This window comes from Nicoliella sp. ESL1149, assembly GCF_058107265.1.
Genome location: NZ_JBYLUE010000002.1, coordinates 1,198,684 through 1,224,849, shown reverse-complemented (window position 1 = coordinate 1,224,849; position 26,166 = coordinate 1,198,684). Strand labels below are relative to the sequence as shown.

At 35.0% G+C, this 26,166-nt stretch carries 21 protein-coding genes, 12 tRNA genes, 3 rRNA genes, 1 riboswitch and 1 other annotated feature; of the genes, 2 read left to right on the top strand and 34 right to left on the bottom strand.

Features of this window, described 5'->3' with window-relative positions:
* Positions 1–36 precede the first annotated feature (36 nt).
* Positions 37–2,454, bottom strand: a complete 2,418-nt coding sequence (gene leuS / locus AC3B6G_RS05975) for a leucine--tRNA ligase (RefSeq protein ID WP_489849473.1) — start codon at positions 2,452–2,454, stop codon at positions 37–39.
* Between the two features lie 46 nt (positions 2,455–2,500).
* Positions 2,501–2,699, bottom strand: a binding site (T-box leader).
* Positions 2,700–2,762: 63 nt separating this feature from the next.
* Here leuS and mnmM point away from each other — a divergent pair.
* Entirely contained in the window at positions 2,763–3,323 is a 561-nt protein-coding gene (gene mnmM / locus AC3B6G_RS05970) for a tRNA 5-(aminomethyl)-2-thiouridylate-methyltransferase MnmM (RefSeq protein ID WP_489849472.1), read from the top strand.
* Between the two features lie 2 nt (positions 3,324–3,325).
* Here the strand turns inward: mnmM and AC3B6G_RS05965 are convergent, their stop codons facing one another.
* The 17 genes from AC3B6G_RS05965 to AC3B6G_RS05885 form a co-directional block, all read right to left on the bottom strand.
* The gene (locus AC3B6G_RS05965) at positions 3,326–4,810 is read right to left on the bottom strand and encodes an MDR family MFS transporter (protein WP_489849471.1); all 1,485 of its coding nucleotides are present in this window, start codon (positions 4,808–4,810) and stop codon (positions 3,326–3,328) included.
* 53 nt (positions 4,811–4,863) lie between these two features.
* Positions 4,864–6,060 carry a methionine adenosyltransferase gene (gene metK / locus AC3B6G_RS05960; protein ID WP_489849470.1) on the bottom strand — a complete coding sequence of 399 codons (1,197 nt, stop codon included), beginning with the start codon at positions 6,058–6,060 and terminating at the stop codon, positions 4,864–4,866.
* Positions 6,058–6,142: riboswitch (SMK box riboswitch) on the bottom strand. (Overlaps the previous gene by 3 nt.)
* 92 nt (positions 6,143–6,234) lie before the next feature.
* Positions 6,235–6,319: transfer RNA gene (locus AC3B6G_RS05955), tRNA-Leu, on the bottom strand.
* A 12-nt stretch (positions 6,320–6,331) separates the two neighbouring features.
* Positions 6,332–6,402, bottom strand: a tRNA-Cys gene (locus tag AC3B6G_RS05950).
* A gap of 48 nt (positions 6,403–6,450) precedes the next feature.
* Positions 6,451–6,523 (bottom strand) — tRNA-His (locus AC3B6G_RS05945).
* A 13-nt stretch (positions 6,524–6,536) separates the two neighbouring features.
* Positions 6,537–6,607: transfer RNA gene (locus AC3B6G_RS05940), tRNA-Trp, on the bottom strand.
* A 6-nt stretch (positions 6,608–6,613) separates the two neighbouring features.
* Positions 6,614–6,696: transfer RNA gene (locus AC3B6G_RS05935), tRNA-Tyr, on the bottom strand.
* A 4-nt stretch (positions 6,697–6,700) separates the two neighbouring features.
* Positions 6,701–6,773, bottom strand: a tRNA-Phe gene (locus tag AC3B6G_RS05930).
* Positions 6,774–6,816: 43 nt separating this feature from the next.
* Positions 6,817–6,891: transfer RNA gene (locus AC3B6G_RS05925), tRNA-Asp, on the bottom strand.
* Between the two features lie 38 nt (positions 6,892–6,929).
* Positions 6,930–7,002 (bottom strand) — tRNA-Glu (locus AC3B6G_RS05920).
* A 7-nt stretch (positions 7,003–7,009) separates the two neighbouring features.
* Positions 7,010–7,100 (bottom strand) — tRNA-Ser (locus AC3B6G_RS05915).
* A gap of 10 nt (positions 7,101–7,110) precedes the next feature.
* Positions 7,111–7,183 (bottom strand) — tRNA-Asn (locus tag AC3B6G_RS05910).
* 8 nt (positions 7,184–7,191) lie between these two features.
* A 5S ribosomal RNA gene (gene rrf / locus AC3B6G_RS05905) occupies positions 7,192–7,308 on the bottom strand.
* Between the two features lie 71 nt (positions 7,309–7,379).
* Positions 7,380–10,295, bottom strand: a 23S ribosomal RNA gene (locus AC3B6G_RS05900).
* 177 nt (positions 10,296–10,472) lie between these two features.
* Positions 10,473–10,545 (bottom strand) — tRNA-Ala (locus AC3B6G_RS05895).
* 32 nt (positions 10,546–10,577) lie between these two features.
* Positions 10,578–10,651, bottom strand: a tRNA-Ile gene (locus AC3B6G_RS05890).
* 88 nt (positions 10,652–10,739) lie between these two features.
* Positions 10,740–12,316: ribosomal RNA gene (locus tag AC3B6G_RS05885) — 16S ribosomal RNA — on the bottom strand.
* The 16S, 23S and 5S rRNA genes sit together here with 12 tRNA genes alongside, the layout of an rRNA operon.
* Positions 12,317–12,734: 418 nt before the next feature.
* Between AC3B6G_RS05885 and AC3B6G_RS05880 the strand changes: the two genes are divergently transcribed.
* Positions 12,735–13,373, top strand: coding sequence for a VTT domain-containing protein (locus tag AC3B6G_RS05880; RefSeq protein ID WP_489849469.1), 639 nt, complete (start codon positions 12,735–12,737; stop codon positions 13,371–13,373).
* 19 nt (positions 13,374–13,392) lie between these two features.
* Here AC3B6G_RS05880 and AC3B6G_RS05875 read toward each other — a convergent pair whose 3' ends face one another.
* From AC3B6G_RS05875 to ccpA, 16 genes are all read right to left on the bottom strand, one after another.
* The gene (locus AC3B6G_RS05875; RefSeq protein WP_489849468.1) at positions 13,393–14,172 is read right to left on the bottom strand and encodes a TIGR01457 family HAD-type hydrolase; all 780 of its coding nucleotides are present in this window, start codon (positions 14,170–14,172) and stop codon (positions 13,393–13,395) included.
* An 11-nt stretch (positions 14,173–14,183) separates the two neighbouring features.
* Positions 14,184–14,690 carry a YutD family protein gene (locus tag AC3B6G_RS05870; protein ID WP_489849467.1) on the bottom strand — a complete coding sequence of 169 codons (507 nt, stop codon included), beginning with the start codon at positions 14,688–14,690 and terminating at the stop codon, positions 14,184–14,186.
* 18 nt (positions 14,691–14,708) lie between these two features.
* Positions 14,709–16,088, bottom strand: coding sequence for a bifunctional metallophosphatase/5'-nucleotidase (locus tag AC3B6G_RS05865; RefSeq protein WP_489849466.1), 1,380 nt, complete (start codon positions 16,086–16,088; stop codon positions 14,709–14,711).
* A gap of 15 nt (positions 16,089–16,103) precedes the next feature.
* Positions 16,104–16,712 carry a metallophosphatase gene (locus AC3B6G_RS05860; protein ID WP_489849581.1) on the bottom strand — a complete coding sequence of 203 codons (609 nt, stop codon included), beginning with the start codon at positions 16,710–16,712 and terminating at the stop codon, positions 16,104–16,106.
* Positions 16,713–16,814: 102 nt separating this feature from the next.
* Positions 16,815–18,182: an amino acid permease gene (locus tag AC3B6G_RS05855; protein ID WP_489849465.1), complete on the bottom strand. Its 1,368-nt coding sequence runs from the start codon at positions 18,180–18,182 to the stop codon at positions 16,815–16,817.
* A gap of 206 nt (positions 18,183–18,388) precedes the next feature.
* Positions 18,389–19,579, bottom strand: coding sequence for an acetate/propionate family kinase (locus AC3B6G_RS05850; RefSeq protein ID WP_489849464.1), 1,191 nt, complete (start codon positions 19,577–19,579; stop codon positions 18,389–18,391).
* An 88-nt stretch (positions 19,580–19,667) separates the two neighbouring features.
* On the bottom strand, positions 19,668–20,690 hold the full coding sequence (locus tag AC3B6G_RS05845; RefSeq protein WP_489849463.1) for a class I SAM-dependent methyltransferase: 1,023 nt from the start codon (positions 20,688–20,690) through the stop codon (positions 19,668–19,670).
* A gap of 49 nt (positions 20,691–20,739) precedes the next feature.
* The gene (locus AC3B6G_RS05840; protein ID WP_489849462.1) at positions 20,740–20,913 is read right to left on the bottom strand and encodes a hypothetical protein; all 174 of its coding nucleotides are present in this window, start codon (positions 20,911–20,913) and stop codon (positions 20,740–20,742) included.
* On the bottom strand, positions 20,914–21,348 hold the full coding sequence (locus AC3B6G_RS05835) for a competence type IV pilus minor pilin ComGF (RefSeq protein ID WP_489849461.1): 435 nt from the start codon (positions 21,346–21,348) through the stop codon (positions 20,914–20,916).
* The gene (locus AC3B6G_RS05830) at positions 21,338–21,532 is read right to left on the bottom strand and encodes a hypothetical protein (protein WP_489849460.1); all 195 of its coding nucleotides are present in this window, start codon (positions 21,530–21,532) and stop codon (positions 21,338–21,340) included. Before AC3B6G_RS05830 ends, AC3B6G_RS05835 begins: the two co-directional genes overlap by 11 nt.
* Positions 21,519–21,950: a hypothetical protein gene (locus tag AC3B6G_RS05825; RefSeq protein ID WP_489849459.1), complete on the bottom strand. Its 432-nt coding sequence runs from the start codon at positions 21,948–21,950 to the stop codon at positions 21,519–21,521. The genes AC3B6G_RS05830 and AC3B6G_RS05825 overlap by 14 nt, the downstream gene beginning before the upstream one ends.
* Positions 21,937–22,236 carry a competence type IV pilus major pilin ComGC gene (comGC, locus tag AC3B6G_RS05820; protein WP_489849458.1) on the bottom strand — a complete coding sequence of 100 codons (300 nt, stop codon included), beginning with the start codon at positions 22,234–22,236 and terminating at the stop codon, positions 21,937–21,939. Before comGC ends, AC3B6G_RS05825 begins: the two co-directional genes overlap by 14 nt.
* 2 nt (positions 22,237–22,238) lie before the next feature.
* Complete coding sequence (locus AC3B6G_RS05815) at positions 22,239–23,276, bottom strand: type II secretion system F family protein (RefSeq protein WP_489849457.1); 1,038 nt, start codon at positions 23,274–23,276, stop codon at positions 22,239–22,241.
* On the bottom strand, positions 23,218–24,195 hold the full coding sequence (gene comGA, locus AC3B6G_RS05810) for a competence type IV pilus ATPase ComGA (RefSeq protein ID WP_489849456.1): 978 nt from the start codon (positions 24,193–24,195) through the stop codon (positions 23,218–23,220). The genes AC3B6G_RS05815 and comGA overlap by 59 nt, the downstream gene beginning before the upstream one ends.
* A gap of 91 nt (positions 24,196–24,286) precedes the next feature.
* The gene (locus AC3B6G_RS05805; protein WP_489849455.1) at positions 24,287–25,021 is read right to left on the bottom strand and encodes a YebC/PmpR family DNA-binding transcriptional regulator; all 735 of its coding nucleotides are present in this window, start codon (positions 25,019–25,021) and stop codon (positions 24,287–24,289) included.
* A 111-nt stretch (positions 25,022–25,132) separates the two neighbouring features.
* Positions 25,133–26,137 carry a catabolite control protein A gene (gene ccpA / locus AC3B6G_RS05800; RefSeq protein WP_489849454.1) on the bottom strand — a complete coding sequence of 335 codons (1,005 nt, stop codon included), beginning with the start codon at positions 26,135–26,137 and terminating at the stop codon, positions 25,133–25,135.
* Positions 26,138–26,166 lie beyond the last annotated feature (29 nt).

Below are 26,166 nucleotides of genomic sequence, written 5' to 3'. Positions count from 1 at the left end.
AAAACTGATTACAAAAATGTAATCAGTTTTTTTCAATTATTTGGCAACGATGTTCACGATTTTATTTGGAACAATAATAACTTTCTTAATATCTTTTCCGTCAATAAATTCTTTTACTTTTTCATCTTCGAAAGCCTTTTTCTTAGTAGCATCTTTTGAAGAGTCTTTACTTACTTCAATATGTGCACGAACTTTTCCGTTCACTTGAACAACAACTTGAACCGTAGCTTCTACTAATTTGCTTTCATCAAAAGTTGGCCATGATTGATAAGCAATCGTTTCATGATGTCCACCAATTTTCCAGAATTCTTCACAAATATGAGGGGCAATTGGTGAAAGAAGTTTAACAAAGCCTTCAAAATATTCACGAGGAATTGTTTTAACTTTATAAGCTTCATTAATAAAGACCATCATCTGTGAAATAGCAACGTTAAAACGCATCCCATCAAAATCATCCGAAGCAATTTTAACGGTTTGGTTATAAATCTTATCTAATGAACCATCATTTTCATCGACAATTTTATCACTAAGTTTATCATCATCATTAACGAATAAGCGCCAAACACGGTTCAACCAACGATATGATCCCTTAATTCCCTCAGTACTCCAAGGCTTAGATTCAGTGAATGGTCCCATAAACATTTCGTAAAGACGAAGAGTATCAGCACCATATTCTTGAACAATATCATCAGGATTAACAACGTTTCCTTTAGACTTGGACATCTTTTCATGATTCTTACCTAAAATCATTCCTTGGTTAACCAATTTATGGAATGGTTCCTTAGTAGGAACAACACCAATATCATAAAGGAACTTATGCCAGAAACGAGCGTAAAGTAAATGAAGAACAGCATGTTCAGCACCACCAACGTATAGATCAACTGGTGACCAATATTTCAATTTTTCAGGATCAGCAATTTTATTATCATTATGTGGATCGATATATCTTAAGAAGTACCAGGAACTACCAGCCCATTGTGGCATTGTGTTCGTTTCACGTTTACCCTTCCGACCATTCTTATCGGTAACGTTCACCCAATCTTTAATATTAGCTAATGGGCTTTCACCAGTACCTGATGGTTGTAAATCATCAGTTTCTGGTAAACGTAATGGTAATTCATCTTCCGGAACTAAAGTCGTTTCCCCATCTTCCCAATGAATAACTGGAATTGGTTCCCCCCAGTAACGTTGACGAGAGAAAATCCAATCACGAAGACGATAATTAACCTTCTTTTTCCCTGCTTTATGATCACCTAACCATTTAATAATCGTATCAATTGCAGTTTGTTTATCCATACCATCCAAGAAACCAGAATTAATATGCTTACCATCACCAGTGTAAGCTTCTTTACTAATATCTCCACCTTCAATAACGGGTTTGATCGGTAAATCAAATTTCTTAGCAAAGTCGTAGTCACGTTGGTCATGTGCTGGAACCGCCATGATGGCACCAGTACCATATGAATTAAGAACATAGTCACCAATAAAGATTGGTAATTCTTCACCATTTACTGGATTAATCCCGTATGCCCCAGTAAATACTCCTGATTTATTCTTGTTTAAATCAGTTCTTTCAAGGTCGGACTTAGTTTCGACCTTCTTTTTATATGCAGCAACTTTGTCTTTTTGCTCAGGAGTCGTAATTTTATCAACTAATTCGTGTTCTGGAGCTAAGACCATGTACCCAGCCCCAAATAAGGTATCTGGACGAGTCGTAAATACCGTAATCTTATCATCATGATCCTTAACTTTAAAGTCAACACTAGCCCCAACAGAACGACCAATCCAATTACGTTGTTGTTCCTTAATACTTTCAGGCCAGTCTAAGTCATCCAAATCATCAATTAAACGATCGGCATAAGCGGTAATTCTTAATACCCATTGACGCATTGGAACCCGATAAACTGGATAGCCACCACGTTCGGTCTTACCGTTAACAACTTCTTCGTTTGCCACAACGGTCCCACCCATAAAATCAGGAGCCCAGTTAACTTCAATCTCATCTTCATAAGCTAAACCATGCTTATATAATTGTTCAAAAATCCATTGAGTCCACTTGTAATAACTTGGATCAGTGGTATTTACTTCACGCGACCAGTCATATGATAATCCCAATGATTTAATTTGTTCACGAAAATGATTAATATTTTCTTCAGTAAACTTACCTGGTTGGTGGCCAGTCTTTAATGCGTATTGTTCTGCAGGTAAACCAAATGCATCCCATCCCATTGGATGTAAAACATTCTTTCCTTTCATTCGTTGAATCCGAGACATAATATCAGTTGCTGTATAACCTTCAGGATGTCCAACGTGAAGTCCTTTTCCAGATGGATAAGGGAACATATCAAGTGCATAATACTTCTCTTTATCCATTTTATCGCTAGTCTTAAATGTTTCATGGTCATCCCAATATTTTTGCCATGCTTTTTCAATCTTCAAGTGATCATAAGCCATAATCAAAATTCCTCCTTAAAATAAAAAAATCCCATAAGAAATAATCTTATAGGACGAATATACCGCGGTACCACCTAAGTTCCAATTGGCTCTCAAATCCATAACGCGGAAAACGTCTTAATTTACTATTAGTTCAATTAAAAAAATGATAATGGCGAGTTCACAAAACAATAATCCTAAATTCACACCAACCATTTAGTCTCTTTTGAATACTGTTCGCTACTAATCCATTTGATTTAATTTATTAAATTAGTGTTATAATAGCAGAGATATTTAATAAAAGCAAATTTAGTTAAGAAGGTTTAATATTGAAAATTTCTTCAGCAATAAATTATAGTCATGAACTTCTCAAACAATTTGTCCAATCAGGTAATTACGTTATCGATGGAACAGTAGGAAATGGTAATGATACAGAATTTTTAGCAAAACTTGTTGGTAATAAAGGCCTTGTTTATGGTTTTGACATTCAAGAACAAGCTATTAAAAATACAACTTTACGATTGGAAAAAAATAATCTGTTAAATCGAGTTACCCTATTTAATTCAGGACATGAGAATATTAAAAAATTAGTTACGCACTCAATTAATGCTGCCATTTTTAACTTAGGATATCTTCCTGGTGGAAATCATAATTTGATTACTCGCAGTGCAACAACAATTGATGCAATCAAAGGATGCTTATCGCTTCTAAAACCAAATGGAATTGTTATTCTTGTCGTCTATTACGGGCATCCGGGAGGACAACAAGAAAAAAACGATGTATTGAAGTTTGGATCCCAATTGGACCAAAAACAATACACCGTCTTGCAATATCAATTTTTAAATCAAATTCATTTTCCACCATTTTTAATTGCAATTCAGAAACGTTAAAACTAATCTTTCCGTCTTTTTTTGACATCAAAAAAATTAATTAAATAAATTGCAACAATTAAAGCTAACCCAATCACAAAAACGTTATGCAAACCTGAAAATAGAATTTCATGTAGCTGTTCAACCATTTTATTTGATAATGATTGAGCAGTTTTTGGATTTATCAGTTTACTCATCAATCGCAACGTTCTCTTAGGATGGTCAGTTTGTAAACTACCAATTCTTAAAGAAGTATTCATGATAATTCCAAAAATCGTAATGAATAATATTTGACCCATGTTTCGACATAATGTATTAAATGACGTTGCTACACCAATGTTTTTGGCATCAACTTCGTTTTGAACAGCGACGGTAGCATTTGTAATAATCATTCCTAATCCTAAACCATTTATAGCTGAGATAATTATTAAAGAAAAAATAGTTGATTGTTGCGATACAAGCGTCATTGACGCAGATCCAATTATCATAAAGATAAGTCCAATATTAGTAATTTTTTTAGCATATATCTTTGTCAATAAGAAACCAGAAATAAATGAACCAAAAATCCATAATAATGAGATTGGGGCCATAGCAAAACCTGAGAAAATTGCGTGATATCCTAGTAATCCTTGAATCCAATCAGGCAAATAAACATTTAGTGCAATTAAATACCCACTAATTAAAAACATAATCAAATTTTGCGTAACAAAAGTAGTTGATTTAAATAAATGCATTGGTATCAAAGGCTCACTAAACGAATTTTCTCTTCTAGCAAATATGACTCCAACAACAATAATAATTATTATATTCCATGAAATCACTTGTAAATCAATTTTTCTTTTTCCTAATGTATCTATAATCCACATCATGGAAGAAACTATTATCGTTAAATATAATATTCCTAAATAATCTATAATATTGTTTTGCTTAATTTTTCTTTCATGTAGACCATAACTTACCAATATAATTATTAAGAGAGTAAAAGGAACATTTACCCAAAAAATAAATTGCCAACCAAAATTATCAACAATAAAACCACCTAATAATGGAGCAATAACTGATGTTACACCCCAAATAGAATTATTGACTCCCATAACGGTAGCTCTATTTGAAAATGAATACATGTCGGCTATGATAGTATTGGCAATTGGTAGAATAGCCCCTGCTCCGATTCCTTGAAAAGCTCGTTCAATAATTAATGTCGTCATGCTATTAGCTAGTCCTAATAATACTGAACTAATTATAAATATTACAAGTCCAGACAATAAAATTAATTTACGACCAAATTGATCAGCTAACTTTCCGTATATTGGTGTCATAATTGTAGAAGTCAATAAATATACTGAAAAAATCCAATTAACACCATAAACATCATGAAAACTAGCCACGATACTTGGTGTAGCCGTAGCAACGACCGTACCTTCTATAGCGCTTAAAACAACAGCAATCCATAGTGCGATCGTTACCATTTTAATATTTGTATCTTGAGTTAACTTAATAAATTTCATTCATGTACCTCTATAATTTAATAAAAAGCGGCTTTGTAAAGCCGCTTTTTATATTATAAATTAAAGTATTTTTTTAAATCTGGAACCTTATCCGTATGTTCCCATGGCAAATCAATATCTGTTCTACCAAAATGACCATAAGCTGCAGTTTGTTCATAAATTGGGCGCTTAAGATCAAGCATTTCAATAATTCCAGCAGGTCTTAAATCAAATATCTTACGAACAGCATTAGTTAATTCTTTTTCAGAAATTTTACCACTACCAAACGTATTGATAGAAACTGAAACTGGTTTTGCAACTCCAATTGCATACGCAAGTTGAATCTCACACTTATTAGCTAACCCAGCAGCAACAATATTTTTAGCAACATATCTTGCTGCATATGAAGCAGAACGATCAACTTTAGTAGCATCTTTTCCAGAAAATGCTCCCCCACCATGGCGAGCAGCACCTCCATAAGTATCAACAATTATTTTTCTACCAGTTAATCCGGCATCACCCTTGGGGCCACCAATCACAAAACGACCAGTTGGGTTAATTAGATACTTTGTTTTTTCATCAAGTAAATTTTCAGGAATTACTTTTTTAATGACTTTTTCAATCATATCATGTTTAATTTGATCAAGAGTAGCATCTTCATTATGTTGCGTACTTAACACGACTGTATCAACACGAAACGGCTTATCATTATCATCATATTCAACCGTAACTTCTGCTTTAGCGTCGGGTCTTAGATACTCAATTTCTCCACTTTTTCTAGCTTCTGCCGTTTTACGCATAATCTTGTGGGCAAGTGAAATTGGCATTGGCATTAATTCGGGTGTTTCATCAACAGCATATCCGAACATAATTCCTTGATCACCAGCACCAATTTGATCTAAAGCATCGTTATTACCAGATTTAGTTTCTAGTGAATCATCGACTCCCATTGCAATATCAGGTGATTGTTCGTCAACAGCCACTAAAACTGCACATGTATTTCCATCAAATCCTAACTCACTATTATCATAGCCAATCCGTTTAATGGTTGAACGAACTATTTCTTGAATATTAACATAGGCAGATGTAGATATTTCACCAAATACTAATACCAATCCAGTCGTTACAGATGTTTCACAGGCTACTCGTGCATCTGGATCTTTCGTTAAAATTGCATCTAAAACAGCATCACTTATTTGATCAGCTATTTTATCGGGATGACCTTCTGAAACTGATTCAGATGTAAATAAATGTTTTTCTTGGTTTTCCATAAAAATGATTCCCCCTAAATTATTTGGTTACAAGGCATCTTCACTTATTGTGAATCCTATCGGGAATAGACTTATAACTATTTAAGATTATCACATATTGCAATTAAAAGAAAGAATGATAGTTATTAATGTACAAAAAAACTCTCACCATATTAGGTAAGAGTTTTTATTTTATACCGGAGGTGGGGTTCGAACCCACACGATCTAAACGATCACTGGATTTTGAGTCCAGCGCGTCTGCCAATTCCGCCACTCCGGCATAGTAGAGCAAAGGCGGTAATCGGATTTGAACCGATGATAAAGGTTTTGCAGACCTCTGCCTTACCACTTGGCTATACCGCCATTCAACCATTTTAAAGGTTAAATAATACTAGTTAACTATCAATAAAAGGCGGTATGTGGGAATCGAACCCACGCGTGCTGGATCCACAAACCAGTGTGTTAACCACTTCACCAATACCGCCATAACATTATAACAGGGATAGTAGGATTCGAACCCACATCAACGGTTTTGGAGACCGGTATTCTGCCCTTGAACTATATCCCTATAAAATGGAGGGGAGTGGATTCGAACCACCGAACCCGAAGGAGCGGATTTACAGTCCGCCGCGTTTAGCCAGACTTCGCTACCCCTCCATGATGGCGCGGGACAGAATCGAACTGCCGACACATGGAGCTTCAATCCATTGCTCTACCGACTGAGCTACCGAGCCAAATGATACAAAAGGTAATTATTAAATTGATAGTAACCAATAACGGTCCGTACGAGACTCGAACTCGTGATCTCCTGCGTGACAGGCAGGCGTCCTAAACCAACTAGACCAACGGACCATATTAAAAAGGTTATTAACTACAATATTAAATTGTAATGACCCGTACGGGATTCGAACCCATGTTACTGCCGTGAAAGGGCAGTGTCTTAAACCACTTGACCAACGGGTCATAAAAATGGAGAGTGAGGGATTCGAACCCTCGAAACAGGATTTTACCCGTTTACATCATTTCCAATGATGCTCCTTCGGCCTCTCGGACAACTCTCCAAAATGACAACTCCGGCAGGCGGGCTCGAACCGTCGACAACCTGATTAACAGTCAGGTGCTCTACCAACTGAGCTATGCCGGAATAATATTGCGTGGCAACGTCCTACCCTCGCGAGGGGCGATCCCCTAACTACTCTTGGCGTGCGGAAGCTTAACTTCTGTGTTCGGCATGGGAACAGGTGTATCCTTCCGGCTATCGCCACCACACAATTGTATGATGAGAACTTCGTTCTCTCAAAACTAGCTAATATCAATTCTTTCTGGTGAGAACACCTTACTTGGTTAAGTCCTCGACCGATTAGTAATGGTCCGCTTCACATATCACTATGCTGCCACTTCCATCCTATCAACCTGATCATCTCTCAGGGGTCTTACTTTCACAAGGAAATGGGAAATCTCATCTCGAGGTTGGCTTCACACTTAGATGCTTTCAGCGTTTATCCAATCCATACATAGCTACTCAGCGATGCGCCTGGCGGCACAACTGATACACCAGCGGTATGTCCACCCCGGTCCTCTCGTACTAAGGGCAGCTCCTCTCAAATTTCCTACGCCCGCGACGGATAGGGACCGAACTGTCTCACGACGTTCTGAACCCAGCTCGCGTACCGCTTTAATGGGCGAACAGCCCAACCCTTGGGACCAACTACAGCCCCAGGATGCGATGAGCCGACATCGAGGTGCCAAACCTCCCCGTCGATGTGAACTCTTGGGGGAGATAAGCCTGTTATCCCCAGGGTAGCTTTTATCCGTTGAGCGATGGCCCTTCCATACGGTACCACCGGATCACTAAGCCCGACTTTCGTCCCTGCTCGACTAGTCAGTCTCGCAGTCAAGCTCCCTTGTGCCTTTACACTCAGCGAATGATTTCCAACCATTCTGAGGGAACCTTTGGGCGCCTCCGTTACTGTTTAGGAGGCGACCGCCCCAGTCAAACTGCCAATCAGACACTGTCTCTCACCACGCTTAGTGGTGAAGGTTAGAGTGTTCACACAACGAGGGTAGTATCCCAACAACGCCTCCATCGAGACTAGCGTCCCGATATCTACGGCTCCTACCTATCCTGTACAAGTCATGTCAACACCCAATATCAAATTACAGTAAAGCTCCATGGGGTCTTTCCGTCCTGTCGCGGGTAACCTGCTTCTTCACAGGTATCTCAATTTCACCGAGTCTCTCGTTGAGACAGTGCTCAGATCGTTACGCCTTTCGTGCGGGTCGGAACTTACCCGACAAGGAATTTCGCTACCTTAGGACCGTTATAGTTACGGCCGCCGTTTACTGGGGCTTCGTTTCTGAGCTTCGCCGAAGCTAACTCTTTCACTTAACCTTCCAGCACCGGGCAGGCGTCAGCCCCTATACTTCATCTTACGATTTTGCAGAAACCTGTGTTTTTGATAAACAGTCGCCTGAGCTTCTTCACTGCGGCTGCACGTTAGTGCAGCACCCCTTCTTCCGAAGTTACGGGGTCAATTTGCCGAGTTCCTTAACGAGAGTTCACTCGCTCACCTTAGGATACTCTCCTCGACTACCTGTGTCGGTTTGCGGTACGGGTAGTTAATTACTAACTAGAAACTTTTCTCGGCAGCGTGACATCGACGACTTCCCTACTAAATTTCGGTCCTCGTAACAACTTGTCAACCCGGTGATAAGCATTTGACTCATCACCTGACTTGTTGCTTGAACATACATATCCAACAGTATGCATCGTTTAGCCTTCTGCGTCCTTCCATCGTTCAAACATAATTAACTAGTACAGGAATATCAACCTGTTGTCCATCGCCTACGCTTCTCAGCCTGGGCTTAGGTCCCGACTAACCCTGGGAGGACGAGCCTTCCCCAGGAAACCTTAGTCATGTGGTGGACCAGATTCTCACTGGTCTTTCGCTACTCATACCGGCATTCTCACTTCTAAGCGCTCCACCAGTCCTTACGGTCTGACTTCAACGCCCTTAGAACGCTCTCCTATCACGCAACGTAGTTGCGTCCACAATCTCGGTAATATGCTTAGCCCCGGTAAATTTTCGGCGCAGAATCACTCGACTAGTGAGCTATTACGCACTCTTTAAATGGTGGCTGCTTCTGAGCCAACATCCTAGTTGTTTATGCAACTCCACATCCTTTTCCACTCAGCATATATTTAGGGACCTTAATTGGTGGTCTGGGCTGTTCCCCTTTCGACAATGGATCTTATCACTCATTGTCTGACTCCTGGATATAAATCATTGACATTCGGAGTTTATCTGAACTCAGTAATCCAAGACGGACCCTTTATCCAAACAGTGCTCTACCGTCAAGATTCTTTACTCCAAGGCTAGCCCTAAAGCTATTTCGGAGAGAACCAGCTATCTCCAAGTTCGTTTGGAATTTCACCGCTACCCTCAAGTCATCCCAGCACTTTTCAACGTACACGAGTTCGGTCCTCCGGTGTGTTTTACCACACTTTCAACCTGCTCAAGGGTAGATCACCTGGTTTCGGGTCTATCATTACATACTAAAACGCCCATTTCAGACTCGCTTTCGCTACGGCTCCGATTTTTCGTCTTAACCTGGCATGCAATCATAACTCGCCGGTTCATTCTGCAAGAGGCACGCCATCATCCATTAACGGACTCTGACTGCTTGTAAGCACATGGTTTCAGGAACTATTTCACTCCCCTTCCGGGGTGCTTTTCACCTTTCCCTCACGGTACTGGTTCACTATCGGTCACTAGAGAGTATTTAGCCTTGGGAGATGGTCCTCCCAGATTCCGACGGAATTTCACGTGCTCCGCCGTACTCAGGATCCTGAACTGAGGGTATTCGATTTCGTCTACAGGGCTATCACCTTGTCTCGCAGAACTTTCCAGATCTTTTGACTATCGAATACTTTGGTAACTCAAATGTTCAGTCCTACAACCCCAATGAGCAAGCTCATTGGTTTGGGCTGTTCCCCGTTCGCTCGCCGCTACTAAGGGAATCGAAATTTCTTTCTCTTCCTGTGGGTACTGAGATGTTTCAGTTCCCCACGTCTACCTTCAACTGAGTATGTATTAGTCAGTTGATAATGATCGATTAAGATCATTGGGTTTCCCCATTCGGAAATCTCCGGATCAAAGCTTACGTACAGCTCCCCGAAGCATATCGGTGTTAGTCCCGTCCTTCATCGGCTTCTAGTGCCAAGGCATCCACCATGCGCTCTTAATAACTTAACCTATCTAACCACTGCGTGGTTGATTTGGTTAATTGAGTAAATACGAATTGAACTATATTAAAAAACTCAAAATAACGCGGTGTTCTCGGTTGAAATTATATAAAATATAAAATCAAATTTGAAAAAATTAATATTATCTAGTTTTCAAAGAACCAAGTTTGATACCTAACGGTATCAATGGAGAATAGCGGGATCGAACCGCTGACCTCCTGCTTGCAAAGCAGGTGCTCTCCCAGCTGAGCTAATTCCCCATATGTTATGTTCACCCGACAAGTGTCAGGAATGGGCCTGAATGGACTCGAACCATCGACCTCACGCTTATCAGGCGTGCGCTCTCACCAACTGAGCTACAGGCCCAAGTGTTGAAATTAAGCATAACATTGAGAAGTAGACCTCTCAAAACTAAATAAGATTGACATGCGTAAGGTTCCGTATTATTCCTTAGAAAGGAGGTGATCCAGCCGCAGGTTCTCCTACGGCTACCTTGTTACGACTTCACCCTAATCATCAGTCCTACCTTAGACGGCTTACTCCTCAAAAGAGGTTGTTGCACCGGCTTTGGGTATTACTAACTCTCATGGTGTGACGGGCGGTGTGTACAAGACCCGAGAACGTATTCACCGTGACATTGCTGATTCACGATTACTAGCGATTCCAACTTCATGCAGGCGAGTTGCAGCCTGCAATCCGAACTGAGAACGACTTTAGGAGATTAGCTCCACCTCGCGGTATCGCAACTCTTTGTATCGCCCATTGTAGCACGTGTGTAGCCCAGGTCATAAGGGGCATGATGATTTGACGTCATCCCCACCTTCCTCCGGTTTGTCACCGGCAGTCTCACTAGAGTGCCCAACTAAATGCTGGCAACTAGTAACAGGGGTTGCGCTCGTTGCGGGACTTAACCCAACATCTCACGACACGAGCTGACGACAACCATGCACCACCTGTCATTCCGTCCCCGAAGGGAACGCCTAATTTCTTAGGTTAGCAGAAGATGTCAAGACCTGGTAAGGTTCTTCGCGTAGCATCGAATTAAACCACATGCTCCACCGCTTGTGCGGGTCCCCGTCAATTCCTTTGAGTTTCAACCTTGCGGTCGTACTCCCCAGGCGGGATACTTAATGCGTTAGCTGCGGCACTAAAGGGCGGAAACCCTCTAACACCTAGTATCCATCGTTTACGGCATGGACTATCAGGGTATCTAATCCTGTTTGCTACCCATGCTTTCGAGCCTCAGCGTCAGTTGCAGACCAGACAGCCGCCTTCGCCACTGGTGTTCTTCCATATATCTACGCATTTCACCGCTACACATGGAGTTCCACTATCCTCTTCTGCACTCAAGTTCCCCAGTTTCCGATGCACTTCTTCAGTTAAGCCGAAGGCTTTCACATCAGACTTAAGGAACCGCCTGCGCTCGCTTTACGCCCAATAAATCCGGATAACGCTTGCCACCTACGTATTACCGCGGCTGCTGGCACGTAGTTAGCCGTGACTTTCTGGTTAAATACCGTCACGGAATGATCATTTCCTATCATACTCGTTCTTCTTTAACAACAGAGTTTTACGAGCCGAAACCCTTCTTCACTCACGCGGCATTGCTCCATCAGACTTTCGTCCATTGTGGAAGATTCCCTACTGCTGCCTCCCGTAGGAGTATGGGCCGTGTCTCAGTCCCATTGTGGCCGATTACCCTCTCAGGTCGGCTACGTATCATCGCCTTGGTGAGCCATTACCTCACCAACTAGCTAATACGCCGCAAGACTATCCTAAAGCGATGCAAACGCACCTTTTAAACGAAGACCATGTGGTCTTCGTTGTTATACGGTATTAGCACTTGTTTCCAAGTGGTATCCCCTACTCTAGGGCAAGTTCCTTACGTGTTACTCACCAGTTCGCCACTCGCTTCGATGTTAAGTCAAGTTGATGCAAGCACCAACTATCATTAACGGAAGCTCGTTCGACTTGCATGTATTAGGCATGCCGCCAGCGTTCATCCTGAGCCAGGATCAAACTCTCATATTATAAATATGAATAGCTTAATTTAGCTCTTCAAATATTGTTTCTTTTTTTACGAATTGACATTCGCAAATGTTTTAATTCATTTTACTAATGTAAAATGTCCTTACACATTTATTGTCATATCTTATTCAGTTTTCAAAGATCTACTTTTTTAATTAATGCAGTCTTTTTTCAAGACAACTATTAAATAATATCATTTGCTTTATTGAATGTCAACATAAAATATAATTATTTTTTAATTCATTTCTTCAATTGACTTTTAAAATAAGCAACGTTTAATATATTATCAATTATCATTAGAAACGTCAAGAAGATTTTTATAAAATATATTATCTTTTCATTAATTCAATTAAACTCTCCCACATCAATATTAATTATTTGATAAAATAGGTAACGCAATTAAATTAAAAAGGAGATTGAAATGAACACAGTTATAGATTTTATATTGCACATTGATAACCATATTATTAATTTAGTAAACACCTTTGGAGATTGGACATATATTATTTTGTTTCTAGTAATTTTTGGTGAAACAGGTTTAATAATTTTACCATTTCTGCCAGGTGACTCACTATTATTTGCCGCTGCTGCAATATCTGCTAATAGTAAGTATCATTTAAATATATCTATATTTATAATATTATTTTTAATTGCCTCTATTGGTGGAGATTCCCTAAACTTCATCATCGGTGAAAAATTTGGTAAAAAAATCCTTCAAAATAATATTGTAAAAAAAGTAATTAAGCCAAAATACATTCAACAATCTGAAAAGTTTTTTGCTAAACATGGAGCTAGTGCAATTTTCCTAGCTAGATTTATGCCAATTATCAGAACTATCATTCCATTTATATCAGCAAATAGCGGATTATCTTACAAAGAATTTTTAAAACATAACTTAATTGCTTGTATTACTTGGGTATTATTATGTTGTGGTGGAGGATACTTCTTTGGTAATATTCCTTTTGTTCAAGAACATTTCTCATTAATTGTTATTCTAATTGTTTTAGTTTCATTAATCCCTGGAATTATCACTATCATAAAAGAAAAATTAAAAAGCTGATCAAATCGATCAGCTTTTTTTATAGTTCAACGTCATCTAAACTATCAACAATTATAGTAGGTTTAATTTTTACTTTACTAATATCATCGGGTGTTGAAACACCTGTATAAACAAGCAATGTATCAATTCCAAAATTAATTCCCGCTTTAATATCAGTATTATAATTATCACCAACCATAACGACATCTTTTTTAGTTAAACCAATTCTCTTCAAAGCATTTTCTAAAATAATTGGTTCTGGTTTACCAACAAAAATCGGTTCCACCTGAGTTGCATATTTAACTAGTGCGATTAAAGAGCCTGCACCAGGCAACATCCCTCTTTCACTAGGTAAATTAGTATCTGGGTTACTACCAATAAAAGTTGCTCCATCTTCTATTGCTAAAGTTGCTAAACTAAATTTCTCATAAGTAACATTAGAATCTAATGCGACCACTACATAATTAGGATGATCAGACGTAATTGTAAAACCTTGCTCTTCCAATGCATCATATAATCCTGATTCACCAACAATATAAACAGTTTTCTCTTTACCATCTCGATCAGCCAATTGTTTTACATAATCAGCAGTTGCTAATCCTGCCGTATAAACATTATTCTCTTCTACATGAATATCATGATTATCAGCTAAATTTTTAACAACATCTTTTGGGAGTTTAGTAGTATTATTTGTTACAAACAAAAATGGGATGTTTTTCTTTTGTAATCTTTCAATGAACCGTTTAGCAGCTGGAATTCTTTTCTTTCCTGCATAAATAGTTCCATCTAAGTCAATAAAATAACCATTATATTTTTTCATTAATGTTTCTCCTATTTGGTTTTAGTTACGATTCGAAAGCTCTTATGTCCTTTAAAACGACTTTTTCTTTCTCGTTTTTTTTGAAATTTATTTCTATTTTCATGGTGAAAATTACGAGTTTTATTTCTGGTTTCAAAATGATGATTACGACTATAACCTTTCGCTTCAAGATTATGCAAAATAAAATATGGAGATCCAAAATTACAATACTCACTTAAATAAGTATCAATGTCAGAAACCCTTTGTAAAGACTTTACATTTCTTTCATCATTATAAAATCCCTTTAAACGTAATTGATTATATCCAATATCACCGACAATATAATTATAATGACTTAGACTAGGAACAAATTTGTTTTCAAAGGTATCTAGATCAAAAGCATCGTTCTCATTAACAATAATTTTATAATGATGACCATTAATAACAATATCATCAGAACCATTTAATGAAATATGTGCCAATAATTTTCGATTTTGATTTCGTTCCTCAACAAGTTCACTAATTTTTTTACGTTCCAAGTAAATACCTCCTGAATCTTAAGATAATGGATAGTGTTCGCTTAAATATTGTGAAAAAGTTCCTCTCAACATTTGGTCAAAAAAGATTTTATTTTTACCAACAATGGCAATAGTTGGGAAGAACGGAATAAACATGTAGTGGTCAAGCAAAGCAATTGAATATTCTTTATCCATATCAATTGGTTTATTATGATACATTACTTTATCAGTCTTTGAATCATAATAAAATCCTGAATAGATAAGGCTACCAAATACTTTCCCGCGAAAGCCCATTCCTTTCTGAGGAAAACGTAAAAGAAAATATCGATTCTTTTCCATTTCCCTTATTAAGCGCCATAAATCGCTACCTTTAAAAGTACTCCGCATGACATGCATTGAATGTGGTAAAATTTCATGAATTTGATTTTTATTTATAATCCCCTTAGGTAAATCATGCATGAACAATCCACTATTTATAACTGCCATATCAGTATGTGCTTTTTCTTTCATTGCGGATAATCCGATTTGACTTAATTCAGAATCACCTTCCCAATTTTTTTTCATAGAATGATCGATTTTTGCAAACTTACGACTAGCTAATAATTTTGCTCCTTCATTTTCATATCCACTAATTTCATTAATATCGCCAGCTTCACTAGGTAAATCAGCTGTTTTTACGACACTAGCTTTTTTATCAACAATTTTATGATCATCTAAAGTTAATTCCACTTTCCCAACATAATGACCATATTTTTGAGCAGCTCCCAACAAAGAATTATTTTGACAACGTCCATTTACCAATAGATGATGGGAATGTCCACCTAAAATAACATTGATTTCAGGAAAATGATTAGCAATCTTAATATCACTTGATAATCCTAAATGAGACATTAAAATTAAAACGTCATATTGCCCCTTATGTTTCTTCAATAATTCTGGAATCAAACTAATTGGGTCTTTCATTTCCCAACCAATATCTTCATAGGTGCTTATATACGGAGCAGTTAACCCTAAAATAAGAATCCTAGTTCCTTCCGTTGTTTTAATCAATTTATCTGGTTTTGACCACTTAGGAATTTGATGATCACTAGGATCAAAAAGGTTATTAACGATAACATCAAAATCAGCTTTATCATACAAATGGTCTAATTGTTGCTTAGTATTATTAATTCCCTCATTGTTTCCAATAGTTGCTGCATCGTAATTTACTTGATTTAAAATTTCAATATTGGCTTGTCCATTAGTAGCTTCTGTCAAAGGATGGAATCGATCAACTGCATCCCCAATGTCTAAAGTTAAAACAGTTTTACCTTCATTAATTGCTTGCTCACGTTGATCATTTAAATATCGTCTAATTTTTGGCCAATTCTCTAAATGAGAATGTAAATCATTTGTGTGTAAAATGACAACTTGTTCCAACTAAATCACTCCTTGTTATTTTCTTTTATGAAAATCATCAAATTTAGCTTGAACCATTTCTTCAATTTCAGCCTCAGAAAAAGGAGCCCCAAAAGGTATCTGATGGTCTAAGTAATCTTTTTCTGGTGTATCAACTCCAACATTAATGTTTTCTTTAAATGGCACAGTGTAATGATGGATATGCCCATGTAAATTAATAATTTGTTTAACTTTTCCTAGTAACATTGGATAATGGGTCAAATAATATTGACGATGGTCAAACTTAATGATAGTTCCAACATCATGAAAAAGGAACTTAGGTTTACCATTAATCATTAAACCTTGTTTTCTAATAAATTTAAAAAGGCTTCGACTATCATGATTACCCTTAATAAAAATAATTTGCCCATTCAAACGTTTCAAAACATCAAAAACATCTTGATGCGCTTGTTTTTCAGGACGAATGAAATGAAGAGCAATATCACCTAAATGATAAACAATATCATTCTCATCAACTTTTGCATTCCAATTCTTAATGATTGTTTCATTCATAGCCGAGACATTTGTAAATGGACGAGGTGCAAAATCATCTAATCCTAATAACTCTTTATGAAAAAAATGTGTATCAGCAGTGAAATAATTCATCATCACTCACCTCACTACATAATTATAAGTATATATTACACCTAATTAAGAACCTAACAAAATAAAAACGGCTTTGATAATTATATCAAAGTCGTTAATAAGTTATGCCTGCGTCTTAAAATGATTGAAAATATATAAAGCAATAATGAACACAATTGAGCCAAGCAATGCAAATGCGGTTTCAACCTTAAATAGCATTACAATTCCGACCACTAATAAAAATAATAGAACAAAATAATCACTAATTGGATAACCAGGCATTTTAAACAGTAATTTACTATCATCATTTTCACTATGTGTCTTGTGACGATATGAAATATGTGCAACGACAATTGCTCCCCAAATGTATAAGAAACAAGTAGTTGCAATACTAGAAATAAATTCAAATACCCCATGTGGAATAAAGATATTCATCAATACTGCTAACATGATTAGTAAAGTAGAAACAATAATTGAATTAACAGGAATATGATGTTTAGGAGACAATCTGTGAAGCCAGTTATTCTTATTTTTACTATTTTCTCCTGCAAGTGAATATAACATCCGACTAGTGGAAAAAATTGCACTGTTGCAAGAAGAAGCTGCTGCCGTTAAAACAACGAAATTAATAATTGCGGCAGCTGAATTAATTCCAACATTTTTAAAAACTTGAACGAAAGGACTTGAATCTGCACTAATATCACTCCATGGATAAATGAACATTAATACTAGTAATGACCCGATATAAAACAAGATAATTCTCATTGGCACAGAATTAATACTCTTTGGAATTACTTCATGTGGATCTTTTGTTTCTGAAGCTGTCATTCCAATCATTTCAATTCCAACAAAACTAAACAATACCATTTGAAATGATAGAAAGAATCCTTTCCATCCATGCGCAAAGAAACTACTATTAGTTAAATTACTGATACTAACATGGCCAACTGGTGTTTTGAAATGAATTAATAATAAAATAACTCCAGTAATAATTAAAGCAATAATTGCTACAACTTTGATAATTGCAAACCAAAATTCTGTTTCACCAAAAGCAGCAACGTTAACAGAATTTAACAAAAACATAATTCCTAATAACACAACACCCGTTACCCATTTTGGTAAGCTTGGGAACCAAAATTGCATATATAATCCTGCAGCAGTAATTTCTGCCATTGCAATCGTTACCCAACAAATCCAATATGTCCATCCTGCAACAAAACCAGTATGATGACCAATATACTTATTAATAAAAGTAATGAAAGAAGGAGCTGTTGGCTTCGCCATTAACAGTTCACCTAATGCTCTCATTAAAAAGAAACATGCAAATCCAGCTATTATGTAAGCTAATAGAATTGATGGGCCAGCAAATTGAATTGATTGTCCCGCTCCTAAGAACAAACCTGTTCCAATCGTTCCACCTAAAGCAATTAATTGTACATGTCGTTCTTTCAATCCTCTTGTCATCTCAGGACTGTTTTGTTTTTCAGACATATTCCTCACTCCTCTTTTATTTACTCGTATTATATTGAATAACGTATGATTTTGACAAATAACAATAATATTCATTTGAACTTAATAAATAATTAAGAGTTGTTATGTCAACGTTTTTTCATCTTTAATATTTATAGATGAATTTATGTCATCTAAAGATGAAAATAAAAAAGCCGCTAAAAAGCGACTTTTATTTTATTATTTAATTACTTTTTTAAACGTTCAATATCACGACAAATCATTAATTCTTCATTAGTAGGAATCAACAATGTTTTAACTTTAGCATCATCAGTACTAATGTCACGTTCTTCGCCACGAATATCATTCTTCTTAGGATCAACGCCAATCCCAAAGTAGCCTAATTCATCAGTAACTTCTTGACGAATCATAATATCATTTTCACCAACACCAGCTGTAAATACAATCGCATCAACACCATTCATCTCAGCAATGTATTGACCAATGTATCTAATGATACGGTTCTTATACATTTCGCGCGCTAAATAAGCTTGGTGATTCTTATCCATTACTTGTTCAACTTCACGCATATCAGCTGAATGACCTGAAACACCCAATAAACCAGATTTATTGTTTAAAATACTAATCATATCGCTCATGTTCTTGATTCCTTCTTTTTCCATTACGTAAGCAAGAACAGAAGGATCAACATCTCCAGAACGAGTAGCCATCATAATTCCAGAAACTGGAGTGAACCCCATTGAAGTATCATATGATTTACCATTTTTAACTGCACAAATAGAAGCACCAGCCCCTAAATGCATAATGACTAACTTTAAATCTTTTAATGGTTTACCTAACATGTCAGCAGCACGTTGTGATACATAACGGTAACTTGTACCATGAGCTCCGTACTTACGAGCTTGATGTTTTTGGTAATATTCGTAAGGGATTCCATAAACATAATTCTTTTCTGGAATTGTAGTATGGAAAGATGTATCAAAAACAGCAACACTAATAACATTAGGTAAAATTTTCTTAAATGCTTTAATTCCTAAAATATTAGCAGGTTCATGTAATGGAGCTAGTTCGGATAATTTTTCTAATTTATCTAAAACTTCATCAGTAATTACAACAGAATCAGTAAATTCTTCTCCACCAGCAACTACTCGGTGACCAACACCAGTAATTTCATTATAGTCTTTGATAATATTCAAACTTAATAGTTTATCTAAAACTAATTTAATGGCTTCTTCATGATCCTTAATATCTAAAGTATCAGTATATTTCTTACCATCACCATATTTGATTTTTACATTTGATTTACCTAATCCAAGACGATCAATATCTCCACTTGAAATAAGTTTTTCTGAAGGCATTTCGAATAATTTATATTTTAATGTTGAACTACCAGCATTAATTGCAATTGATTTTCCCATTACTAATCTCCTAACAAAAATTAATTTAAAAACTAAATTAATTATAACAGCAAACACAATTTTGAATCAAAAATAATTCTAATCTAGATTATTCAAAATTAGTTCTTTCCCATTCAACAATTTCAGCAATGTACTTTTGAAATTCTGTTTGATTTTTAAATGAAGGAAATTCTCCTAACATTACTTTTTGAACTTGTTTTGCACTCTTTCCAGGTTTTTGAAGCAACATAATTGCCTTTTGAGCCTCTTTATTTATAAACAACTCCTGAGGTAAATTAATTAAAGCTTGTAAATAAGCATTATCTTGCATCCATTTTAATAGTTGTTTTGCTTCTTTCGTATCAAACAGCTTACTTGGAACTAAGAATACTCCCCAACCAGATTCCTTAACATTGTTCATACTTTGTTCTATCAATAGATGATGAGCATATGAATGACCATTTTCAGACTTCGTTTCAAATCGATCTGCATTTAAATCAATTGGATAAAAGCCAACTGGTAAGTCTGATACCACTAAATCTACTTTAGGAACATCAATTGGGCTCAAGGCATCTTGATGAATTAATTCGGTTGCTTGTTTTTGCATCTGGACATTAATATTTGCCAATTGAAGCATCGAATCATCATTATCAATTCCAATGGAATTTACCTTAATATGAAGATCATTAGTAATTTGATTAATAATTGATGTTAACAAATTAGCGGTCCCCACAGCAGGATCTAGAATTGTTAGTTCTTGTTTATTTTTAACCAAACGCATAATCATATATCCCATAAGAAAACCAATTGTATCTGGAGTCAATTGATGGTTAGCTTGAATTGCATCCCTATTAACTATTTTTAACATAATCAATTGCAAAGCTCGACGAATTGTTTCTGAGGACATTGAGGATAAATTAATTTTTGAATATATCTGCTTTAATTCATCAACAACATCTTTAGTAGGCTTACCATCCTCAACATTAATATTACCAGTCAATATGTTTTGACCGTTCTCAATAAAAGCATCTAAATAAGATATTCCAATATCTTTTTGAATTATGTCAGTTGAATGATCTAATTCTTTAAAAAATGCTTCTGTCTGCTTCTCTGACAGAATAATCATCTCCATTATTAAACTCGTTAAAACATTTTTCATAATAACAGATTAAACATTTTTTTCAAGATAGTCGTTTTGAATTCTTTAACTGATTAATTCTTTGATGATAATTTTTTATTATAAGCTGATGTTGTTTTTGTTCAACTTTAAATTCTTTAATATGATTTTCAACGATTCCTACAACAAATAATAAAAACAAAAGTGAAATTATAGTTAAAGAGCCTTTTTTCTTCATTTACTTATCCTTTTTAATTGGAATATATGAGGTCGTCTCATATTCTCGATTATCATTCATAATGATTTTTGTCTTTAAAATAGGATCATGATAATCCCACTTAACTAATTTTACTTTATCTAGTAATGGCATATATCCACCATGTTCACTAGTAAATTGTAAAACATCGTTTTTCAAATAAAAAATATATTTTTTATTCTTTTTGTTACCTAGTAAAGTTAATTTATTTGAGTTTAAGTCTACAAATTTAAATTTATATTCATCAGATTCTAAAATTCTTAAATAATTATTTAGATAATGCATGGAAGAATTTATTCTAGGCTTTGGGTTGATAATATTTAGCACAAGTTGAATTATTAATACTGCAGATGCAACAATTATTAATGAAAGAATACTTTCCATTAAAGTAAAAGCTGGTTTAATTCTAATTTTCATATCTAAGTTTCAACTTCTTTTCATATTCAGCTCTTAATTGGTGTTCGCTTTGCTCATTATGTTTCCGTTGTTGATTTATAATATTATTGGTATTGATAAATAAAAAAAGTGCTAAAGAAATAATGCTAAATCCCACTACAGAATCAATTAAAGTCATACCAGATCTTAACTTATCCCTTTTCAAGTCGATAAACTCCCCATCCTAATTGAAATTTTAAATTCCAATATTGTTTTAAACTATTTGAATACCATCGAATTGTTTTAGGACTACTATAACCATTATCATTTACAAATACTTGTTTGCCAGGTGTTAAAATTTTTAACCCTTTTGGATAGGTTAAGGTTGTATCCAAATCGTGATTACTTGATTTAAATACAACATTATTTTCTCCGAAAATGATTGTAGCGCTATCTTGGTTTTGCATTGCAGATCTACCAATCAATTGCCATTCTTGATTAAAATTTTTCCAAAATAAATGTTCATTTTGGTTTTTATCTTGAAAAAAACTAGATAACATCATTAATAGTACTAACGAAATCATACTTATAAATAATACAATTAACGTTTCAATAACGGTAAATCCGATTCTATTTTTGAGCATGATTATCGACTATTTTTATTCCTTCATTTTGTGCTTGACGACTTTGTTTTGAACTAAGATATCCACTACTTACTAATTTTTCATAAGTTACATGATCGCCATTATTATCATTTAAATAGCCATCGATTTGCATTTGAACTACATTTGTCATGGCATTACTGTGAATTCCCTGTGCATTTTTCTTTTGATGAGCTAAATTAGGAACAATGATTAAAATTAATAATGAAATAATAAATAAAACAATCGTCATCTCAATCAATGTAAAGCCTTTTTTAACTTTCTTCATTGTCAATATCCTCCCTTAAGTGAGTTATACATTGGCATTAAAATAGATAAATATGTTCCTAAAATTCCTATTCCGATTATTAAAAACATCAATGGTTGAACCATTCCAATTAAATTTTTAGTATTCTTAATCATCTTGTTAAATGTTAATTTAGAAAAAGCAAATATGTTCCTTGATAATTTCTCTTTAGGATCTCCCTTTAACATAAACATATTAATTTCTTTTGGAATCAAATTGTTATTTGAAAAAGCTGTTAAAATATCTTTTCCATTTTTTAATTTTTCATCAATTTCATTGCTAAGCTGAAATAAAAATGAACGTTTATCAAAATTAGATAAAACTTCTAAAATTGCTTTACTATCTAAACCACTTTTTAACATTAAAGATAACATCGAACTAATGTAATATTGATAATAATAACGAAAGATTTTCCCAATAAGTGGTAATTTAATTAAAATTTGAGCACGTTCGATTGCTCTTAATTGACGATATTTAATTACAGTTAAATATACTAATAAGCTAATAATTATTCCAATCCCACCTAATACCCAAATAATAGATTTATCTAGTACTGAGTGAGTATTTCCCATTTGATTAATTTGAGGAATAATGAAAAACTGACTACCAATAATAATCATTAATAAAAAAATAAATAAAAATACAGGATATAACATTAAAGACTTAATTTGTGCTTTTTGACGATACTTAAATTCTAATAATGACGTTACTTCTCTTAAAGTTTGAATTAACTTACCGTGCTGTTCGGCAACCATGAGTTGATAATACATATTATTATCTACAATTCCCTTTAATGATTGAGAAAATGACATTCCTAAAGACAACTTATGAATAATTACTTTGGCATAAAAGTCATCCTTATCAATTGTTGTAATAAATTCAATACTTTGACGAATTGAAAATCCATTTTGAATTAAATCACTTAACATTGTAAAAAAAGATAATTGTGATTTTAAACTTCGATTACCCGTACCAAAACCTTGTTTTAGTTTGTTTGCTAATTTTATCTTCGCGATACGCATTATCTAAGTTATTCCTCCATTCTTTCATTAAATAATTTTTCGTTATTTTATTGTCAAAAGCCATTTTATTATCTACTAACGAAAACAAAGTTGCATATTGATTGACTAATGGAATTAAGCGTTGATAAGCAATCATGTTCAAACAACTTTTTAAATAATCATAACTAATCCCCAAATTCATTAAACGATCAATAACTCCCAATGCGTCTTTAGCATGAATTGTACTGAAGACCAAGTGTCCACTCAAAGCAGCCTGAACAGCTATCATTGCTGTTTTTGAATCTCTGATTTCCCCAATAATAAATATATCTGGACGATTTCGTAAGCCAACTTTTAATAAATCAGCATAACTCATCTCAGCATCTTGATTTACCTGTAATTGTAAAAAAGATGATTCATGAATTTCTACTGGATCTTCAATGGACATTACTAATTGTTGAGAACTTAATTTTTTGGCCAATTGATAAATTGTAGTTGTTTTACCTGATCCAGTTGGTCCAGCAAAAACTATCAATCCCCTTTTAGATAATGAGTCTTTTAGTTTTTCATATTGGTAAGAAACTAAATATTTCGTTGATAAACTATCGAATGGATAAATAATTCTAATTACTAAACTTTCGTTCCCATTAAAATCAGCCACTGTCGATAATCTTAAATGATATATTTGATTATCATATTGCCATTCCAATGAACCGACCAATGGCCTCCTTCTTTCTGTTAGTTGCATATGTCCATGATACTTAAAATAATTAATCATCATTTTAATCTTATCAGGAGATATCTCTAAATAATTCACAAGCCCATTATTAGTATGAAATTTAATTTGATAGTTGGTATCATGTGGTAAAAAATAAATATCCGATGCAGTTTGACCGATTGCTTTTTTCATTAAAGACTTAATTTCACTTTCAAAACTCATTTTTCAACCTCCTTCATAATTTAAATACGAAAAAAGTAAAAAAAAAGAGCAAGTAATTTAAAATTACTTGCTCTAAAAATAATTTAGTTAATTATTCAGCATCATCTGGTAAAGAAGCTGCTTCGTAAACATCTTGAACATCATCATTTTCTTCTAATTCATCAATTAATCCAGTGTATTGAGCAACCTTATCTTCAGGCACTTCAGTAATGGTAGTAGGAATCATTTTAACTTCAGCAGTATCTAAAGTATAATCCTTTTGTAATGCATCACGAACACTAGTTAAATCATTAGGAGCAGTGAAGATTTCAAAACGATCATCACTAGCTTTCATATCTTCAGCACCAGCATCTAGTGCAGCCATCAACATTGAATCTTCATCAATATCTAAGCCATCACGTAAGATAACAATGTAGCCTTTTCTTTCAAATAAGTAAGAAACGGAACCATTAGCACCTAATGAACCACCATGATGGGTAAATGCGGAACGTACTGCAGCAGCAGTCCGATTCTTGTTATCAGTTAAAACTGAAACCATAATAGCAGTCCCACCAGGACCGTAACCTTCGTAATTAATTTCTTCGAATTTAGAACCACCAACACCAGAAGCCTTATCTAAAGCTCTTTGAATGTTAGTTTTTGGCATATTAGCGGCACGCGCTTTATCCATTTCTAATCGTAATTGTGGATTACCATCTGGGTCAACTCCACCAGCTTTTGCAGCTTGGTATAAGTTACGAGAAATCTTTTGGAAGATTTTCCCACGTTTCTTATCTTGAGCACCTTTACGACCTTGAATGTTATGCCATTTTGAATGTCCTGACATAATGCAGCACTCCTCTCATTTATTTACTTATATTTTAAAAAACGTTTTTAATTATAACAACTAAACACTGAATTAGCAAGAAGCCACCATCTTTATTTAAATGTTTCACTCTTAAGAATGAAGAGTTGTTTGTCGATCAATAATTGAATATGGCAATAAAACGTTTTTATCTGTAATAATGTCCTTATGCATAATTTTGGTTAAAAGTCGCATTGCAACAGCACCAATATCATATAATGGTTGAGCAATTGATGTTAGTTCTGGTCGAATCATTTCAGTAATTTTAGTATTATCACTTGTTACTAATTCAAATTCTTCTGGAATCTTGACTCCATTATCAAGTAATCCGTTTTCAACTCCAACTGCTAATTCATCAATTGTTACGATTGCAGATGTGTATCCTTCGTTTTTTAATTTTTGAGCAAGTTGATATCCAGCATCATAATCACCACTGGTTTCAAAAACATTTTCTTGATTAAAGGACATTCTAGCTTCTGTTAATCCATCCTTAAATCCGTTTAGTCTAAATTGTCGATTTATAGCATAATCCATTGAATCAGTAATTAAAGCAATTTTTTGCTGTTTTCTTTGGGATAATTTTAAAACAACATCTTTAATCGCTTTTTGATAATCAATATTGATACTTGGTAGGGTTTGCTGATCATCTACAGAGCCCGCAAGAACAACTGGAGTCTTAGAATTAATAAGTTTTTCCCTTAATTTATTAGTAATATTATTCCCCATAAAGACAATTCCATCAACTTGTTTACTATACATCGTATTTAAAACCTTAAATTCTTTTTTACTATTCCCATCCGAATTAGCTAAAATAATATTGTATTCATACATAGCCGCAATGTCATCTATTCCACGAGCTAAAGTTGAAAAATAGCTATTAGTAATATCTGGAATAATTACCCCAACCGTAGTTGTTTTATTACTAGCTAATCCCTGGGCCACAGCATTTGGATGGTAGTTTAACCGTTCAATAACGTCCATTACCTTTTTTTTCGTCGTAGGTCTAACATTTGAACTGTTATTAACAACTCTTGATACAGTTGCCATTGATACGTGTGCTTCTCTTGCTACGTCGTAAATTGTTGTGGCTTTTTCCATAATCGTCTTCCTTTAAAAACAGTCTTTGT